The sequence below is a fragment of the Amycolatopsis sp. GM8 genome, assembly GCF_021653975.1.
In the GTDB taxonomy this organism is placed as follows: Bacteria; Actinomycetota; Actinomycetes; order Mycobacteriales; family Pseudonocardiaceae; genus Amycolatopsis_E.
In genome coordinates, this window is the sequence record NZ_JAJKFK010000005.1 from 71962 (window position 1) to 89121 (window position 17160).

The 17160-nt window shown below is 70.2% G+C and carries 19 protein-coding genes; 6 read left to right on the forward strand and 13 right to left on the reverse strand.

What is annotated here, in order from left to right; all coding sequences use genetic code 11:
* The first annotated feature begins 33 nt into the window (after positions 1-33).
* Both fdhD and LOZ83_RS23770 read left to right on the forward strand, forming a co-directional pair.
* Entirely contained in the window at positions 34-870 is an 837-nt protein-coding gene (fdhD, locus tag LOZ83_RS23765; RefSeq protein ID WP_236793680.1) for a formate dehydrogenase accessory sulfurtransferase FdhD, read from the forward strand.
* A complete protein-coding gene (locus LOZ83_RS23770) occupies positions 867-1700 on the forward strand; it encodes an alpha/beta hydrolase-fold protein (RefSeq protein WP_236793681.1) in 834 nt (277 codons plus the stop codon). The genes fdhD and LOZ83_RS23770 overlap by 4 nt, the downstream gene beginning before the upstream one ends.
* Here LOZ83_RS23770 and LOZ83_RS23775 read toward each other — a convergent pair.
* The 8 genes from LOZ83_RS23775 to tig all read right to left on the reverse strand — a co-directional run bounded on the left by LOZ83_RS23775 (position 1697) and on the right by tig (position 7923).
* Positions 1697-2044 carry a hypothetical protein gene (locus tag LOZ83_RS23775; RefSeq protein WP_236793682.1) on the reverse strand — a complete coding sequence of 116 codons (348 nt, stop codon included), beginning with the start codon at positions 2042-2044 and terminating at the stop codon, positions 1697-1699. The genes LOZ83_RS23770 and LOZ83_RS23775 overlap by 4 nt on opposite strands.
* A complete protein-coding gene (locus LOZ83_RS23780; RefSeq protein ID WP_236793683.1) occupies positions 2041-2640 on the reverse strand; it encodes a hypothetical protein in 600 nt (199 codons plus the stop codon). The genes LOZ83_RS23775 and LOZ83_RS23780 overlap by 4 nt, the downstream gene beginning before the upstream one ends.
* Positions 2641-2670: 30 nt before the next feature.
* Positions 2671-2835: a hypothetical protein gene (locus LOZ83_RS23785; protein WP_236793684.1), complete on the reverse strand. Its 165-nt coding sequence runs from the start codon at positions 2833-2835 to the stop codon at positions 2671-2673.
* Between the two features lie 199 nt (positions 2836-3034).
* Entirely contained in the window at positions 3035-3421 is a 387-nt protein-coding gene (locus LOZ83_RS23790) for a hypothetical protein (protein ID WP_236793685.1), read from the reverse strand.
* A gap of 150 nt (positions 3422-3571) precedes the next feature.
* On the reverse strand, positions 3572-4867 hold the full coding sequence (clpX, locus tag LOZ83_RS23795) for an ATP-dependent Clp protease ATP-binding subunit ClpX (RefSeq protein ID WP_236793686.1): 1296 nt from the start codon (positions 4865-4867) through the stop codon (positions 3572-3574).
* Between the two features lie 242 nt (positions 4868-5109).
* A complete protein-coding gene (locus tag LOZ83_RS23800) occupies positions 5110-5736 on the reverse strand; it encodes an ATP-dependent Clp protease proteolytic subunit (protein WP_236793687.1) in 627 nt (208 codons plus the stop codon).
* Between the two features lie 25 nt (positions 5737-5761).
* On the reverse strand, positions 5762-6376 hold the full coding sequence (locus LOZ83_RS23805) for a ClpP family protease (RefSeq protein ID WP_236793688.1): 615 nt from the start codon (positions 6374-6376) through the stop codon (positions 5762-5764).
* Between the two features lie 140 nt (positions 6377-6516).
* The gene (gene tig, locus LOZ83_RS23810) at positions 6517-7923 is read right to left on the reverse strand and encodes a trigger factor (RefSeq protein WP_236793689.1); all 1407 of its coding nucleotides are present in this window, start codon (positions 7921-7923) and stop codon (positions 6517-6519) included.
* Between the two features lie 185 nt (positions 7924-8108).
* Here tig and LOZ83_RS23815 point away from each other — a divergent pair, with 185 nt between their 5' ends.
* Positions 8109-9671, forward strand: a complete 1563-nt coding sequence (locus LOZ83_RS23815; RefSeq protein WP_236793690.1) for an FAD-binding oxidoreductase — start codon at positions 8109-8111, stop codon at positions 9669-9671.
* Here the strand turns inward: LOZ83_RS23815 and LOZ83_RS23820 are convergent.
* The 5 genes from LOZ83_RS23820 to LOZ83_RS23840 are packed head-to-tail and all read right to left on the reverse strand — an operon-like array spanning position 9668 to position 12801.
* The gene (locus LOZ83_RS23820; RefSeq protein ID WP_236793691.1) at positions 9668-9877 is read right to left on the reverse strand and encodes a ferredoxin; all 210 of its coding nucleotides are present in this window, start codon (positions 9875-9877) and stop codon (positions 9668-9670) included. The two genes, LOZ83_RS23815 and LOZ83_RS23820, sit on opposite strands and share 4 nt — an antisense overlap.
* A complete protein-coding gene (locus tag LOZ83_RS23825; protein WP_236793692.1) occupies positions 9874-11055 on the reverse strand; it encodes an NADH-ubiquinone oxidoreductase-F iron-sulfur binding region domain-containing protein in 1182 nt (393 codons plus the stop codon). Before LOZ83_RS23825 ends, LOZ83_RS23820 begins: the two co-directional genes overlap by 4 nt.
* Positions 11052-11594: a ferric reductase-like transmembrane domain-containing protein gene (locus tag LOZ83_RS23830; RefSeq protein WP_236793693.1), complete on the reverse strand. Its 543-nt coding sequence runs from the start codon at positions 11592-11594 to the stop codon at positions 11052-11054. Before LOZ83_RS23830 ends, LOZ83_RS23825 begins: the two co-directional genes overlap by 4 nt.
* Entirely contained in the window at positions 11591-12547 is a 957-nt protein-coding gene (locus LOZ83_RS23835; protein WP_236793694.1) for an FAD:protein FMN transferase, read from the reverse strand. The genes LOZ83_RS23830 and LOZ83_RS23835 overlap by 4 nt, the downstream gene beginning before the upstream one ends.
* Positions 12547-12801: a hypothetical protein gene (locus LOZ83_RS23840; protein WP_236793695.1), complete on the reverse strand. Its 255-nt coding sequence runs from the start codon at positions 12799-12801 to the stop codon at positions 12547-12549. The genes LOZ83_RS23835 and LOZ83_RS23840 overlap by 1 nt, the downstream gene beginning before the upstream one ends.
* Before the next feature lie 132 nt (positions 12802-12933).
* Here LOZ83_RS23840 and LOZ83_RS23845 point away from each other — a divergent pair, with 132 nt between their 5' ends.
* The 3 genes from LOZ83_RS23845 (at position 12934) to LOZ83_RS23855 (ending at position 17156) form a co-directional block, all read left to right on the forward strand.
* Entirely contained in the window at positions 12934-14433 is a 1500-nt protein-coding gene (locus tag LOZ83_RS23845) for an ATP-binding protein (RefSeq protein WP_374202700.1), read from the forward strand.
* Positions 14430-16313, forward strand: coding sequence for a glycosyltransferase family 39 protein (locus LOZ83_RS23850; RefSeq protein WP_236793697.1), 1884 nt, complete (start codon positions 14430-14432; stop codon positions 16311-16313). The genes LOZ83_RS23845 and LOZ83_RS23850 overlap by 4 nt, the downstream gene beginning before the upstream one ends.
* A 135-nt stretch (positions 16314-16448) precedes the next feature.
* Positions 16449-17156, forward strand: coding sequence for a PP2C family serine/threonine-protein phosphatase (locus tag LOZ83_RS23855; protein WP_236793698.1), 708 nt, complete (start codon positions 16449-16451; stop codon positions 17154-17156).
* The last annotated feature ends 4 nt before the right edge of the window (positions 17157-17160 follow it).

The window sequence follows — 17160 nt, forward strand, 5'->3', positions numbered from 1 at the left end:
ACTTTTGGGCAACGTCGGCGGGAGAAACGGATCATGGGCCGAGTGACCGTACGGCGACCAGTGCGAATGCTGTCGGAGAGCGGGCAGCGGCGGCGGCCCGATTCCCTCGCCGCCGAGGAACCGCTGGAGATCCGGGTCGGCGGCAAGGCGCTGGCGGTGACCATGCGCACCCCGGGACACGACGTCGAACTGGCCCACGGATTCCTGCTGTCGGAAGGTGTGCTCGGCTCGTCGGACGACGTGTTCAGCGCGCGCTACTGCGACGGTGTCGACGATCAGGGCCGCAACACCTACAACGTGCTCGACGTGACGCTCGCCGACGGGGTCGCGCCGCCGGAGACCGGCGTGGAGCGCAACTTCTACACGACATCCTCGTGTGGCGTGTGTGGCAAGGCCGCGCTCGACGCGGTCAAACTCAAGACCCGCTTCGCGCCCGGCGAGTCGACGTTCTCGGTGCTGCCGGAGGTGCTCTCCGGGCTGCCGGATGCCTTGCGGGAGAAGCAAAAGGTGTTCGACAGCACCGGCGGCCTGCACGCCGCGGGCCTGTTCCGCGCCGACGGCACGTTGCTCGTGGTGCGGGAGGACATCGGGCGGCACAACGCCGTGGACAAGGTGCTCGGCTGGGCACTGCTGCAGGGTCTGGTGCCGTTGGGCGAGGTCGGGCTGCTGGTGTCCGGACGGGCGTCGTTCGAGCTCGTGCAGAAAGCCGCGATGGCCGGGATCCCTTTGCTGGCAGCGGTTTCCGCCCCGTCCTCGCTCGCCGTGGAGCTGGCCGAGGAGAACGGGATGACGCTCATCGGGTTCCTGCGCGGCACGAGCATGAACCTGTACACCGGCGAGCGACGGGTGCTCGAACCGGCTGTGGCATGAGGTTCCGCGTCAGCCGCCGGTCGATGCTGGTCGCCGGTGCGTCCGGGCTGGGCGTGGCCGCGTTCGCGGTGCTGCCGGCCGAACCGACCGTGCAGCGGGCGGTTGTGTCCTCCTCGCGAGTGGAGCGGGTGTGGTCGGCGGCGCGCAGCCGTGAAGTCGACTTGGTGACGATGCTGCCCCCGGCGCCCGCGCCGGGCCTGCCGATGGTGCTGGTACTCCACGGTTTGCACGGCCGCGCGCAGGCCGCGGCGCCGACGGGCACGCTCGCGGAGCTGACGGCTCAGATCGCGCGCGGGGCGGTGGCGCCGTTCGGGTTCGTGGCGGTCGACGGCGGGGACAACTATTGGCACGAGAACCATCCCGGCGACGACCCGATGGCGATGCTGCTGGAGGAAGTGCCGGTGTGGCTGCGGCAGCGGGGGCTCAGCGGCGCCGACGGGTTGCCGTTCGGGGTGCTGGGCATGTCGATGGGCGGTTTCGGCGGGCTGCTCTACGCGCGCCGGCGGGGCGAGCGGCGGCAGCGGATGCGGGCGCTCGCGTTACTGGCGCCGGCGCTGATCCTGTCGTGGCAGGAAATGGCGAAGCGGGACGCTTTCCACAACGCGACGGACTGGGCGTCGATGGACCCGCTGAAACACCTGTCGGCGACGGCGGGTGTGGCGACCGGCGTCTGGTGCGGCACCGAGGACCCGTTCATCCAAGGCACCCGCCGGTTCATCGCGGCGACGCACCCCCAGGTGGCCTACACGGCGCGCGGCAAGCACGGCGACTCGTTCAACCGCACCGTGGTGCCGAGCGTGATCGGCTTCCTGGGGCGTCAGCTGGGTTAGCGGCTCGCGACCAGCACCAGCAGCAGAAGGCCACCGATCAGACCGGCGACGAAGACGGCCGCGTAGATGTTGTACCGCCGTTGCGTCGCGACGGTCCGGACTCGCCACAACGCGAACAGCCCCGCCCCGAAGGCGGCTGCGGGCAGTAACGGCAGCGCGTCCCCACGCCGTACGACCGCGGCGATCGCGAGAAGGAAGAACAGGCCCGTGAGCGCGACTGACCCGCGGTACACCCTCAGTCCACTGAGGTAGTTGGCCCGGAAGACCTCCTGGCCCGGGTCCCGCCCGGCACCCGGGCGGTTCGCGTTGTACGGGATCCCGAAGTCGTCGTCGTTCGCGTTCATCGCCGCTTCCAGTCGATCTCGTCGTAGGGAGCTTCCTCTTCGGCCGATCGCTGCCGTTCCGGCAGTGGTCGTTGCCGGTGCACCGGAACGTCCCCTGGTGTGAGCGCATTTTCGCCGACCGCCGCGACTTCGTCCCGCTCAACTTCGGACAAGGACTGGTACCACGTGATGAAGTATCGAACGTGCGTATGAAGCGCCTCACCGCAGGCAGCCGAAGCCATCGCAGCTCGCGGGGTCAACTGTCCGGCGAGCAACGCTTTCGCCATCTCCGCGAGGACCGGATTCCGACCTTTTCCCGCGACGAGTTCGAGCAGCCGGCGGCGGTCGGCAGCGAGCGCCGGGCCGACCACGGTCGCCGCGAGAACCCCGCCCGCGGCGGCCGCGACCGCCGCCCAGAAGACGTTGTCCATCATGTCTGAGATCGCATCGGCCGCGGCCTTCGCGGCATCCGCGACTCCCTTCGCGGTGCGCGCGTACTCGTCGCGAAGTTGCTCGAGTCCCTGTCGATAGCTGTCGAGGGTCGCCGCCAGATTCTTGAAATAGCCTTCCGCCGCTGCGGCCGCGTGGCCCTGCCAGTCCGCGCGGACCAGATCCATGTTCTGGCCGATGTTGCGGCTCGCGTCGCCTCAGAAGTAGGCGAGGCAATGGAAGGCGCCGGATGCCTTCGCCACCGCCTTCCAGTCACCCAGCCGGGGCTCGACCGCGCGTTCCAACGGGTTCACCCCGATCAAGGCCTCGAGGACCTCCTGGATCCACTTCGCCGGGCTCAGCAGGTCACTGATCTGGTCCACCAGGCCACCGGGGTTGCCGGTAGGCGTCCGAGGCCTTCCGTAGCTCTGTAGTCCTGGACCAGGGTGTGCTTCGTAATGAGTTCCGAAGATCAACTTGAATGCGGTGCCGACGCTCGACGGACCAACGTAGGCCGCTCCCCCAACGTTCGATTCGCCCGACGCTACCACTTTCCGCGTCTGGCTACGAACGGAGCGTAATCTACCTGGCGACGTGGTTCGCCACGACGGATAGGGACCAGAAGCCGACCACGAGGCTCGCCAGCAGGAGGAACCACCACAGGGACAGCGAACGGTCGTCGTCGCCGGTGGAGTTGGTTCGCCGCAGGCAGTAGTAGCTGAACGCGAACAGCGGGATCGGCACCAGCGGCAGCGCCGAGAGACGTACGCCCGTCGCGACGAGGCACAGCACGGTGAGCACGATCAACACGATCCGCGTCGTGCGGTGCACCAGCGGGTGCCGCAGGTACGGCGTGATGATCCGGTAGGTGAGATCGCTGATCCCCCGCACGTCCCCCCGGCCCTCCGGGACGACCGTGTCCGCGGCGGTTTCGGCCCCCTGTCCGGGGCCCGCCCCCTCGACGCTCATTCGCACAGCTTATCCACCCGCGCCCCACCCCATTCGGGCAACGGGTCATTACTCCGCGGGGGTTTGGGGGTCGCCCCCCAAGAATTACGGCGGGACGAGGCCGGCGAGCGCATCTCGCGAGCACAGCACGCCCGCTCGTCCCGTGCGAACTTAGGCGGTCTTCTCACCGCGCTCGGTGCTGCGGCGGCGCGACGGCTGCCGCGACACGATGGTCGGGTTCACGTTCTCCCGCACGGTCTGCTCGGTGATGACCACCTTGGCGACGTCGTTGCGGCTCGGGATGTCGTACATCACCGGCTGCAGGACCTCTTCCATGATGGCGCGCAGCCCACGGGCACCGGTCCCGCGCAGCACCGCCTGGTCCGCGATGGCCTGGAGCGCCGTCTTGGTGAACTCGAGCTCCACGTTGTCCATCTCGAACAGCTTCTTGTACTGCTTGACCAGCGCGTTCCGCGGCTCGGTCAGGATCCGCACCAGCGAGTCCTTGTCGAGATGCGTCACGTTGGCCACGATCGGCAGCCGGCCGATGAACTCCGGGATCAGCCCGAACTTGATCAGGTCCTCGGGCATCGTGTCCGAGAAGATGTCGCTCTCCTCGATCTCGGTGCGCGTGCGGATGTCCGCCCCGAAGCCGAGGCCACGCTTGCCGACCCGCTCGTTGATGATCTTCTCCAGACCGGCGAACGCGCCCGCCACGATGAACAGCACGTTCGTCGTGTCGATCTGGATGAACTCCTGGTGCGGGTGCTTGCGCCCACCCTGGGGCGGCACCGAAGCGGTGGTGCCCTCGAGGATCTTCAGCAGCGCCTGCTGCACACCCTCGCCGGACACGTCGCGGGTGATCGACGGGTTCTCCGACTTGCGGGCGATCTTGTCGACCTCGTCGATGTAGATGATGCCCGTCTCGGCGCGCTTCACGTCGTAGTCCGCGGCCTGGATGAGCTTCAGCAGGATGTTCTCGACATCCTCGCCGACGTACCCGGCCTCGGTCAGCGCGGTCGCGTCGGCGATGGCGAACGGCACGTTCAGCATCTTCGCCAGCGTCTGCGCGAGGTACGTCTTGCCGCATCCGGTGGGGCCCAGCAGCAGGATGTTGGACTTGGCCAGCTCGACCGGCTCGTCCTTGGCATCCTTGGGGCCGGTCTTGTCGTCGGACTGGATGCGCTTGTAGTGGTTGTACACCGCCACGGCGAGCGTCCGCTTGGCGTCGCCCTGGCCGATGATGTACTGGTCGAGGAACTCGTGGATGTCGAACGGCTTGGGCAGCTCGTCGAGCTTCACCTCACCGGCTTCGGCCAGTTCTTCCTCGATGATCTCGTTGCACAGGTCGATGCACTCATCGCAGATGTACACGCCGGGGCCGGCAATGAGCTTCTTCACCTGCTTCTGGCTCTTCCCACAGAAAGAACACTTCAGCAGGTCCCCGCCGTCGCCGATCCGAGCCATGATCGTTGACCTGTCCCCTCCGGAGCGCCGGATGGCGCGCCCTTTCCGTGTCCCTGCTCTGCCTCGCCCCTGACGGTACCCGCCCGGAGCGCCCGGCGGGAGGACCCTCGGTCCCCGAGCTACACCCCGCCAGCCACTTCCCCGCCCCACCCGCACACGGAGGCGCCGGCGCGCCGCAGCCTGACCCTAGTGCGGCGGGCCGGTGCCTGTCCGGAAGGACACGCACCGGCCCGCCGCCGGGCTCAGCTGTCGGAGGCCTTGCGGTAGGGCAGCACCTCGTCGATGATCCCGTACTCCTTGGCCTGCTCGGCCGTCAGGATCTTGTCGCGCTCGATGTCGTCGCGAACCTCGTCCGGCGTCTTGTTCGTGTGCCTGGCCAGCGTCGTCTCCATCAGGCGCCGCACCCGGCCGATCTCGTTGGCCTGGATCTCCAGGTCCGACACCTGACCGTAGGTGCCCTCGGTGGCCGGCTGGTGGATCAGCACCCGCGCGTTCGGCAGCGCCATCCGCTTGCCCTTGGTGCCGGCCGCGAGCAGCACGGCCGCGGCGGAGGCCGCCTGGCCCAGCGCCACCGTGCTGATGTCGGGGCGGATGAACTGCATCGTGTCGTAGATCGCCATCAGCGAGGTGAACGAGCCACCCGGGGAGTTGATGTAGATCGTGATGTCGCGGTCCGGGTCCTCGTGCTCGAGGTGCAGCAGCTGGGCCATCACGTCGTTGGCCGACGCGTCGTCGACCTGGACGCCCAGGAAGACGATCCGCTCCTCGTAGAGCTTGTTGTACGGGTTGGACTCCTTGACCCCGTAGCTCGTGCGCTCGACGTACGAGGGCAGGATGTACCGGGACTGCGGAAGCTGGAATTCGCTCATTTTCTTGTCTCCTGGTTACGCCCGGTCAGCGGCTGCCGTTGGGCGAGGGAAGCTGGTTCTCGCGGCTCAGCACGTGGTCGACGAAGCCGTAGTCACGGGCCTCCTCCGCGGTGAACCAGCGGTCCCGGTCGCCGTCGCGGATGATCTGCTCGATGGTCTGGCCGGTCTGCTCGGCGGTGATCCGGGCGAGCTCCTGCTTCCACTTGCCGAACACCTCGGCCTGGATCGCGATGTCGGACGCGGTACCGCCGACGCCGGCCGAGGGCTGGTGCATCAGGATGCGCGCGTGCGGCAGCGAGTACCGCTTGCCCGGGGTGCCCGAGGACAGCAGGAACTGCCCCATCGAGGCCGCCAGGCCCATCGCGTACGTCGCCACGTCCGGCTCGATGAGCTGCATGGTGTCGTAGATGGCGAAGCCCGCGGTGACCGAGCCGCCCGGCGAGTTGATGTACAAGCGGATATCGGATTCGGCATCCTCCGCGGACAGCAGGAGCAGCTGCGCGGTGATCCGGTTCGCGATCTCGTCGTTGACCTCGGAGCCGAGCACGATGATGCGTTCCTGGAGCAGCCGCTCGGACACCGAGTCGGTCAGGTTGAGCCCCGCGGTGCTGGTCCGCGCCTCGGGCTGGTGCTGTGTCACGTCTGCCTGCCTTTTCGCCGCCGTGGACTCCGTCGCAGGAGATCCACTGTGGACTCGTACAAAGAGTGAGATCTTGCCATCGACCCTAACGAACTCGGGCGGCGCAGAAGTCCTGACACCGCCCGAGTTCGCTGAGAGCTTTACTTTTCGCCGGGAGCGCCCGCCGGCTCGGTGGCCTCGGTCTCAGCCACCTCGGCGTCGACCACGGCCGGGGTCTCCTCGGCCTGCTCGGGCCCGAACAGTTCCTCCAGGTCGATCGTCTCGCCGGAGGCGTCGGTGACCGTGGCCTTGCGCACGATCGACGCGAGCGCCTTGCCGCGGCGCACGTCCGCGTAGATGGCCGAGAGCTGGCCGGACTGCTGTGCCCGCTGCACGTACTCGTCGGGGCTGACCCCGAACCGCTGCGCCTGGTAGATGATGCGCTCGGTGAGCTCGGCGTCGTTGACGCTGGTCTCCTCGTTGTCGGCGATGGTGTCCAGCAGCAGCTGGGTGCGCACCGCCTTCTCGGCATCGGCCTGCAGTTCGGTGTTGAACTCCTCGAGGGTCTTGCCCTGCGACTCGAGCACCTGCGCGAGGGCCTCCTCGCTGTGGTCGAGGTCGTGGATCGCGTCGTGCTTGCGGCTTTCCACCTCGGCCTCGACGACCTTCTCGGGCAGCGGCACCTCGACGGTCTCCAGCAGCTCGTCCAGGATCTTGTCCCTGGCCTGGACGCCCTGCTGGACCTTCTTCATCTTGGCGAGCCGGTCGCGCAGGTCGGCCTGCAGCTCCTCGATCGAGTCGAACTCGCTGGCGAGCTGGGCGAACTCGTCGTCCGGCTCGGGCAGCTCGCGCTGCTTGACGCTCTGCACGGTGACCGCGACGTCGGCGTCCTGCCCGGCGAACTGGCCGGCCACGAGCTTGGTGGTGAACGTCTTGGTCTCGCCGGCGTTGGCGCCGATGATCGCCTCGTCGATGCCCTCGACGAGCTGGCCGGAGCCGATCTCGTAGGAAAGCCCCGTGGTGGCGGCCTCCTCGACCTCCTGGCCGTCGACCGTGGCGGACAGGTCGATCGACACGAAGTCGCCGTCCTCGGCGGGGCGCTCGACGCCGGTCAGCGTGCCGAACCGGGCGCGCAGCTGGTCGAGCTCGGCCTCGACCTCTTCGTCGGTGACCTCGACGTCGTCGACGCTCACCGTCAGGCCCTCCAGCTCGGGCAGCGTGATCTCGGGCCGGATGTCCACCTCGGCGGTGAACTCCAGCACGTCACGGTCCTCGAGCTTGGTGACCTCGAAGTCGGGCTGGCCGAGGGTGCGCACCTCGCCGGCACGCACGGCCTCCAGATACTTGGCCGGGATGGCCTCGTTGACGACCTCATCGAGCACCGGCGCGCGGCCGATCCGGCTTTCCAGGACGCGAGCGGGCGCCTTGCCGGGCCGGAAGCCCGGGATGCGCACCTGCTGGGCGATCTTGCGGTAGGCGCGGTCGAAGTTCGGTTTCAGTTCGTCGAACGGCACCTCGACATTGATCTTGACTCGCGTCGGGCTGAGCTGCTCGACGGTGCTCTTCAACGTGTTCTCCTCGAGCCGTACAGGGTTGGATGACAGGCATACGCGCGCATGCCTGAAGTCCGAGTCTAGGCCAGCCACTTGACACGTTCGGGCTGGCCCTGCTCACCAGGGCCAAAGTTTACATTTGCGCTGGTCTTGTCTACCTTTTTCGTGCAGCAGATCCCCATTTTCGGCGAGGAGCCGTCGTGGCCGGAGTAGAGGTGGTGCGGGTCCCGCCGGAGGCGGCGGCGCTGCGGAAACCCCGGCTCCGGGTGCCCGATGTCGTGGCCCCCACGCTGCTGCTGTTCGCCGGGTCGCTCGCGCTGGGCATGTTCGCGGCGTGGCTGGCGCTCGAGCACCTGGCCAGTCCGATGGTGACGGTGCCGATGCACGTCGCCGCGATCTTCGGCATGTTCGTCGTGACGCACGAATGCGTCCATCACGCGATGGGCCGGCTGACCTGGCTGAACGACGTGGCCGGCCGGCTCGCGATCCCGTTCGTCTCCGTGCTCAGCGGGTTCCCCGGTGCCCGCTACGTGCATCTCGAACAGCATCGGGTGCAGGACGGCGGTGAGCACCTGACGCCGTGGAACGTGCGCGGACCGGCCTGGCAGCTCCCGCTGCGCTGGATGCTGACCGACTTCTGGCACGCCTGGGCCTATCTGCGGCGGACGGCCGGGCGGCCGCAGGCGGAGGCGGCCGAGACGCTGGTGATGCTGACGCTGCTGCCCGGCACGCTGGCCGCGGTGATCTGGGCGGGTCACGGCTGGGCGCTGCTGGTGGTGTACCTGCTGCCGCAGCGGATCGCGCTCGGGCTCGCGGCGTGGTGGTTCGACTGGTACCCGCGGCGGCTGCCCCCCGACGCCTACAGCTATCACCGCGTGCACAGCCGGCACCCGAGCCTGCCGTTCTACCGGTACCCGCAGGCGTGGCGCGCGGAGCGGATGGTGTCGCCGGCCGCACCTCCGGCGGCGTGCCCCGGCGTCTTCCACACGCTGACGGTGTCGAGCGTGCGACCGTTGACCCGCTGCGCGGTCGAGGTCGGTTTCGCGGTGCCGCCGCGGTTGCGGGACGAGTTCGCGTTCACGCCGGGGCAGCATGTGGTGCTGCGGGCGATGATCGACGGTGAGCCGGTCGCCCGGCCGTACGCGATCAGCTCGTGCCCCGGCGAGCTGCGGGTGGCCGTCAAGCGGATACCGGGCGGGCTGATGTCGACGTATGCGACGACGCGGCTGCGCGCGGGCGACCGGCTCGACGTGCGGCCACCGTCCGGCGGCTTCACGGTGAGCCCGGCGCGGGAGGTGGTCGCGATCGCGGCCGGGGTCGGCATCTCGCCCGTGCTGCCGATGCTGTCGCACCTGCTCGCGACCTCGCCGCGGAGCCGGGCGACGCTGCTGTACGTCAACCGGAGCGGCGCGGACACGATGTTCGCGGACGAGCTGAGCGCACTGGTGCGGCGGTTCGAGGGCCGCCTGCGGGTGGAACATTTCCGTACCGACGAACGGGATCCGGTCCTGCGGCAGGCCCGCTCGACGTTCGACAGCATCGCGTCGGCGCTCGTCATCCCCGACGAGCGTTACCACGCCGGCCCGCTCGATACCCGGCGGCTGGGATCGTGGCTGGACTGCCGGCTGCATCCCGCGAAGATCGACGAGTGGCTCCTGTGCGCGCCGCGGGACATCGCCGGCCCGGTGCGTGCCCTGCTCGCGGAACACCATGTGCCCGCCGACGCGGTGCGCGACGAGCGGTTCTGCGAGCCGGTGTCCTAGCTGGTCTCGCGCAGGCGCAGGGCGAGCGTCGGGCAGAGGCGGACAGCGCGTTCGGCATGGGCCCGTAGCTCCGGGTGGATCGCGGGCTCACGGGCGCCGTCTCGCGGGACCGGGAAGCCCCACGGGTCGTGGGCCAGCACTTCGGGCAGCAACTCGGTGCACAGGCCGCGCCCGTCGCAGGCCGTCCAGTCGATGTGCAGTCTCATCGTCCGCTCCTCGCTACGCAGGTGCCGCGCTGGTGCCGCGCGATCTCGTCGCCGAACACGGCGAGGCTGCTGCGCACGAACCGCGCTGTGCCGTCCGGGTGGCCGCAGGCGCCGCGGCGCTCGACCAGGTCCGCCAGTTTCCGCGCCCGCTCCGGCAAATCCGGTCCACCGCCGTCGGCGAGCGCGGTCATCGTCGCGGCCAGCGCGGGCAGGCCGTTGCGGCACGGGCCGCATTGGCGGGCGCTCTGGCCCGCCAGGTACCGCGTCACGTCGGCGGCCGCCTTCAGTCCACAGTGGACGTTGTCGAGCGCGATCACGACACCGGCGCCGATCGAGCCGCCGACGGGCACGAGTGCCTTGCGGGACAAGGGAGTCGACAGGTCCGACACCCAGGTTCCGTGGTAGCCGCCGACGAGGGCCGCGCGCAGTCCGGTCGTCGCGCCCGCGAGCAGTTCGCCGAGCGGGACACCGATCGGCACCTCACGGACCCCGCGAGGGACGGCGCCGCTGACCGTCACGAGGAACGTGCCCGGCTCCTCGGCGGTGCCACGCCGCCGGAACCACGCCGGTCCGTACCGCGCGATCTGTGCCGTGTGTGCCAGGGTTTCGACGTTCTGCACGAGCGTCGGGCGGCCGTGGACGCCGGCGCGCGGGGTCAGTTCGAGCCGGTCCGCGGGCAGCGCCGGGCGGCCCTCGACCGCGGCGACCACGGCCGATTCCTGGCCTGCGACAAAGTATCCGGGCGCGGTCACGACGGTCACCGGCATCGCGTCCCATTGGGTGCGCTCGGCCAGCGCGGCGCGGACGGCGTCGGCCGCAGGACCGATGGGGACGTACAGATAGACCTCCGCGGCGCGCACGGCCTCGGCGGCCAGTTGCAGTCCGTCGAGGACGAGATGGGGCGCGCGGACAAGCAGTGTGTGGTCCTTGTCGCTGGCCGGCTCACCCTCGGCGCCGTTGCCGATCACGACCGCCGAGCGTCCCTCGGCAACCGTGGAAATCTTGCGCCACACGGGAAATCCCGCACCGCCGCGGCCGGTGAGCCCGGCTTCCCGCAGTTCGCCGACAAGCGCTGCGGAGCGGCGCCAAGGGACTGGGCCGTTGCGCGCGAGATGGGTGGCAAGATCGGGGGCGGCCGCGTCGAGCAGCCCGGTGATCTTATGGACGAGCGCGGTCATATCCGGGCCTCCAGTTTGGTGAAACGAGTCGACAGCCGCCAGGACAGCGCGCCGATGACGGCCGCGGCACAGACCACGGCGAGCGCGAGGAACCAGGTGCTGAAAGCGTCGGTGCCGGTCCCGAGCGCGTGCGCGAACCCGACGGGCCACAGGCCGTAGGCGGTCCAATGGATCGCGCGCCAGGTCCGGTGGCCGAGGCGGTGGCGCAGCAGGCTCGTCACGACGATCACGAGCAGGATGTCGAGGGCGAGTGTGCCCAGGCCCTGCCAGAACGGCCGGTAGTTGCCCGCGAACGGCACCACGAGGTCGAACAGGCGCAGCATCGCGTACGGGTCGAACAGCAGCAGAACCACGTGCAGGGCAACGAAAACAGTGGCGAGCAGGCTGACGTTGCGATGCACCTCGGTGATCGCGAACCGTGGCAGCCACGGCGCCGGGCGGCCCGAGCGGGTCGCGATGCCGAGCACGGTCGACACGGTGAGCAGGACGAGCGCCACGACGCCGGTGCCGCGGCCGAAATCCCACAGGGCGGTATTCATGCCGCACCGCCCGGTTGACGAGCGGCCACGGGTCGGCTTGCTTCCCTGGTCAGCTCCTCCGGCCAGCCGCCGAGGACGTGAACCCGGCCGTCTGCGGCGACGAGGCGAGCGGGCACCCGGTGCGCCGCCAGCCATTCCGGTGCCGCCTCGCCGCGGACGAGGGCCGCCGTGGTGAGGGTGTTGGCGTCGACACAGCGGTCGGCGACCACCGTGACACTGCGCCAGACGCGCGGCGCGGACTGGCAGGTGCGCGGGTCGAGTACGTGATGCAGCAGGCGCTCGCCGCGACGCCAGCTCCGGCTGTTCGTGCTCGACGTCGCCATCGCGGCTCCGCTCGGCACCGCGACCACGCACGCCGGATCGCCTGGCTGGTCGACGACGAGTACCCGCCAGTCACCGGCCGGACCCGCTGTGGCGAGGTCACCGCCCAACTCCACGAGCACCCCGACGCCCAGGGCGCCTGCCGTCAACCGGGCGCACCGGTCCGCGGTCTGCGCTTTCGCTGTCGCGCCAAGGTCCAGGTGCACTCCGGGCGGCACGGTCAGGCGGCGCCCGGCCAGCTTGATTCGCTGCCAGCCCGGCGCCGGGCGCACCCGCAGCGGGATCGCCGGTCCGTCGAGCGGCACCAGCGGCAGGTCACGGTCGTAGCCGAGTTCGGCGAGCGCGTCGCCGAGCGTGGGGTCGACGTCCCCATCGGTGTGCCGGGCCGCCGCGAGCGCGACGCCGACCAGTTCGGCGAGGAGCTCACTGACCTCGACCTCCCCCGCGCCCTCGGCGAGGGCGAGTTCGGCGTCGGGCCGGAAGCGGCTGCACGCCGCGTCCACGGCCGCCAGCTCGGCTTCGACGAGCGCTCGCGCGTCGGCCAGCGCCGCGGGATCGGTGACGACGACGCGCGCCGTCGTGCTCCACACCCGCCACTGGGCGACGGTGTCGCCCGTGAGTAACGCGGTCATCACGAACCTCCCGACTGGCTGTGCGCCTGCCCGTTGTCCGAAGAGATCCCGCCACCGCTGTAGCCGGGTGCCGTTGAACTGCCGGGTGCTGTTGAACTGTCCGAAGTGGACGATTGGTCGCTCGTGTTGGTCGTAGCCGTGGTGTCGGTGACCGCGTAGGCCGCGATCGTCGCGCCCGCCACACCGGCCACCGCGATGCCGGCGGTCACGTATGCGACCCGCCGGATGCCTTTCTCGCGCCATTGTTGAGTCATGCGGCCGAGTTTCCGACGGCTTTCTGTGCCGTTCCTGTGGGAGTTATGAGGTCTAGCTGAGCTGAGGGGTTCCACAGCCACCTCACAGGAAGCACACAAGACGCCCACACGATCGGCGGCGATCGTCGGGGTGTGAACGTGCCGAAGTCTGCCCGCCGGCGCCGAGTCCGGCCGTTGCGGACGAAGCTGATCGCGGCACTGGTCGCCCTGCTCACCGTGGTGTGCGTGGTGATCGGCGTGATCAGCGAGTTCGCGCTGGGCGTGTTCCTGACCCGACAGGTCGACGGCCAGCTGCAGGACACGGTGGCACGCTCGCAGATGTTCGCGCATGTGGACAACGGCGACGCGCTCGCCGCGTCCGGCACCGCCACCGGCACCGTGCACGCCTGGGTCGGTGGCACCCAGCCGCGCGGCGCGATCCTCGACACCGGGCCGGACTCGCACCTGCCCGGCCCGCGGCCCCTCGGTGACGCGGACTTGGAGGTTCTCGGCGGCGTACCAACCACTGGCGTTGCTGAGACCGTCTCACTCTCGTTCGGCGAGTACCGGGTGCTCGCCGTCAACACCGGCCGCGGTGCCGAGGTGTTCGGCCTGCCGATGGCGCAGGCCAACGCGACGCTGCTCACCGTCGGGCTGATCCTGGGCGGGGTCGCGGCGGCGGCCGTGCTGGGCGCCGGGATCGTCGGCGCCCTGGTGGTGCGGCGGACGTTGCGTCCCCTAGACCGGGTCGCGGCCGCCGCCGCGAAGGTCACCGAATTGCCGTTGGAACGTGGTGACGTCGCGTTGTCCGTGCGGCTTCCGGTGACCGACACCGATCCGGCGACCGAGGTCGGGCAGGTCGGCCATGCGCTGAACCAGATGCTGGGGCATATCGACAACGCGCTCGACGCACGTCAGGCGAGCGAGATGCGCGTACGCCGGTTCGTCGCCGACGCGAGCCACGAGTTGCGCACCCCGCTGGCCGCGATCCGCGGCTACGCCGAGCTGACCCGCCGCTCGGGCGGCCGTGTGCCGCCGGACATCGCGCACGCGATGAACCGCGTCGAGTCCGAAGCCGCCCGCATGGGCACCCTCGTCGACGATCTCCTGCTGCTGGCGCGCCTCGACGACGGGCGTCCGCTCGAACAGTCCGAAGTGGACTTGAGCAGGCTGGTCGCGGATGCCGTCGGTGACGCGCAGATCGCGGGGCCGGGGCACCGGTGGCGGCTCGAACTGCCCGACCGGCCGGTCGTCGTGACCGGTGACGCGCAACGGCTGCACCAGGTCCTCGCGAACCTGCTGGCAAACGGGCGCACGCACACTCCCCCGGGCACGACCGTCACGACGCGGCTCGCCCCCTTCGGCGACAGCGCCGTGCTGACGGTCACCGACGACGGGCCGGGCATCGCGCCCGACCTGCTGCCGAACGTGTTCGAACGCTTCGCCCGCGGGGATTCGTCGCGTTCGCGCGCCGCCGGCAGCACGGGGCTCGGCATGGCGATCGTCGCCGCCGTGGTCAGCGCGCACCACGGGCATGTCGGGGTGCGCAGCAGGCCCGGCCGGACCGAGTTCGAAGTGCGCCTGCCACGCACAGGTTTCGCACAGGAACGGCACAACAACGGCCAAGGTCGCACCGAGAAGGTGAGCTCATGACGACCTTCGCCCAGCCCGTGTCCGACAGCCCGCCCCAGCTCCGGCGCCGATCCGCCGACCCGCGCTGGGTCCGCCCGGGACTGGCCGTACTGCTGGCGGCGACGGCGGCGCTCTACCTGTGGGACCTGAGCGCTTCCGGCTGGGCCAACGCCTTCTACTCCGCCGCCGCGCAGGCAGGCGGCGAGAGCTGGAAGGCGCTGTTCTTCGGGTCCAGCGATCCGTCGAACGCGATCACGGTGGACAAGACCCCGGCCGCGTTGTGGCTGATGAGCTTGTCGGTACGGATCTTCGGGCTCAGCTCGTGGAGCGTCCTGGTGCCCGAGGCGCTGCTCGGCATCGCGTCGGTCGCCCTGCTGTACGCGACGGTCCGGCGCATGAACGGCCCGGGGGCCGGGCTGCTCGCGGGCGCGGTGCTCGCGCTGACCCCGGTGGCGGCCTTGATGTTCCGCTTCAACAACCCGGACGCGCTGCTCGTGCTGCTACTGATCGCGGGCGCCTACTGCACGGTCCGCGCGGTGGAGAAGGCGAGTCCGAAGTGGATCGCGCTCGCCGGGGTCGCGGTCGGATTCGGCTTCCTGGCCAAGATGTTGCAGGCTTTCCTGGTGTTGCCGGCCTTCGCGCTCGCCTATCTGGTCGCCGCGCCGGCGTCGCTCGGTAAGCGCTTTCTGCATCTGCTGGGTGCGCTCGCCGCGGTCCTCGTCTCGGCCGGCTGGTACCTCGCGATCGTCGAGCTGTGGCCGGCGGGCAGTCGCCCGTTCATCGGCGGCTCGCAGACCAACAGCATCCTCGAACTCACCTTGGGCTACAACGGTTTCGGCCGCATCACCGGCGACGAGGTGGGCAGCCTCGGCGGGGCGCAGAGCAGTGGCAGCTGGGCTCGTCTCTTCGGCAGTGAGATGGCCGGTGGTATCGCGTGGCTGCTGCCCGCGGCGATACTCGCGCTGGGCGCGCTGATCTGGCTCACCTGGCGTGCGCCGCGGACGGATCGCACCCGCGCCGCCGCGATCGTGTGGGGCGGCTGGCTGCTCGTGACCGGCGCCGTGTTCAGTTATATGAGTGGGATCATCCACCCGTACTACACGATCGCGCTGGCCCCGGCGGTGGCCGCGCTCGTGGGCATGGGTGCCGCCCGGTTGTGGGCGACGCGCGCCCATCCGGTCGCGGCGGGACTGCTCTCCAGCGGTGTCGGGCTGACCGCGCTGACGGCATTTCTCGTGCTGCGCAACGAATCGGACTGGCAGCCGTGGCTCAGGTACTTCGTGCTCGTGCTGGGACTCGCCGCCGCGGTGCTGCTGCTGGTCTCCGGCCACCTGGCAAGGACGGCGGCTCGAGGGGTGGCGGTACTCGCGCTCGTCGCCTCGCTGTCGGCGACGGGGGCGTACACGGTGGCCACCGCCGCGATCCCGCATACGGGCGCGATTCCTGCCGCCGGGCCGACGGGAAGCGCTTTCGGTGGCGGGATGCCGCGAGGCACCTTCACCGGTGGCGCACCGGCCGGCGGCGGGCGGATCGGTGGCATGGGCAGCCTGCTCGGCACCTCGACCCCGGGCGAGGCCCTGGTTTCCTTGCTGCGGAAGGACAGCACCACCTACCTGTGGGCGGCCGCGACGGTCGGTTCGAACCCGGCGGCGAGCTACCAGCTCGCGGCGAACGTGCCGGTGATGGCCGTCGGCGGGTTCAACGGCACCGACCCATCGCCGACGCTCGCGCAATTCCAGGAGTACGTGCGGAGCGGGAAGATCCACTACTTCGTCGGTGACGGCTCCTCGATGCGCGGCACGTCCGGCAGTGACGACGCGCAACAGATCGCCGAATGGGTCGCGCAGAACTACACCGCGACGACCGTGGACGGCACGACCGTCTACGACCTGACGACGTGACCCACAGGGCACTTTCACCTGATCCTTAGACGAACCACAGGCGAACAGGCCACACTGGGATCAGCGGGTGAAGGAGGGTGCCATGAGGGAGATTGCGAGCGAATCACCAACGCCGCGCGCCGGTGAGGTGGGCGCATGAGCCCTGGCAGGACTCCGGTGTGGCAGACGGCCAGCGCGCAGGGGCCGCGTACGGTGAACGCCGACGCGGTGGACGCCTACGCCGATCCCGGCACCCACCAGGTCGTGTTCGCGCTGGCAGACGGCGTGGGCGACACCGCGGCCGCCGCGCACGCCGCACAGCTCGCCGCGGCGGCCGCGGTCCGCGTCGCGGCCGCCGACGGACCGGTCGAGGCCCTGCTCGCCGCGCAGCGGGCGGTCCGGGCGGACGCCACGGCCGGCGACTGCGTGCTGGTGGTGGCGATGCCGTCCGACGGCGGCTACCGCCTCGCCTGGGTCGGCGACGCCCGCGCGTACGCGTGGAGTGGGGCCGGCCTGACCCAGCTGACCAAGGACCACACGCTCGCCCAGTACTTCCGCGACCACGACGCGACGCCCGCGCCGCACATGGAGCACATGGTGACCACGAGCGTGCGCACCGCGGGTGCGACCGAGTTCGGCCGCGCCGAGGTCCGCTCCCCCGCCGGCCTGCTGCTCACCAGCGACGGCGTGCACAAGACGCTGACCCTCGCCACGATGGCGGAGGTGCTGCGGCAGCCGGCGAACTCGGCCACCGCGCTCACCGAAGCCGCGCTCGCGGCGGGTGGTCCGGACAACGCGACGGCGATGTTCGCGGAGTTCGCGCCGGCCGACGTCCGCACGGTGCCGTTTCGCGCCGCCGCCTGACCCG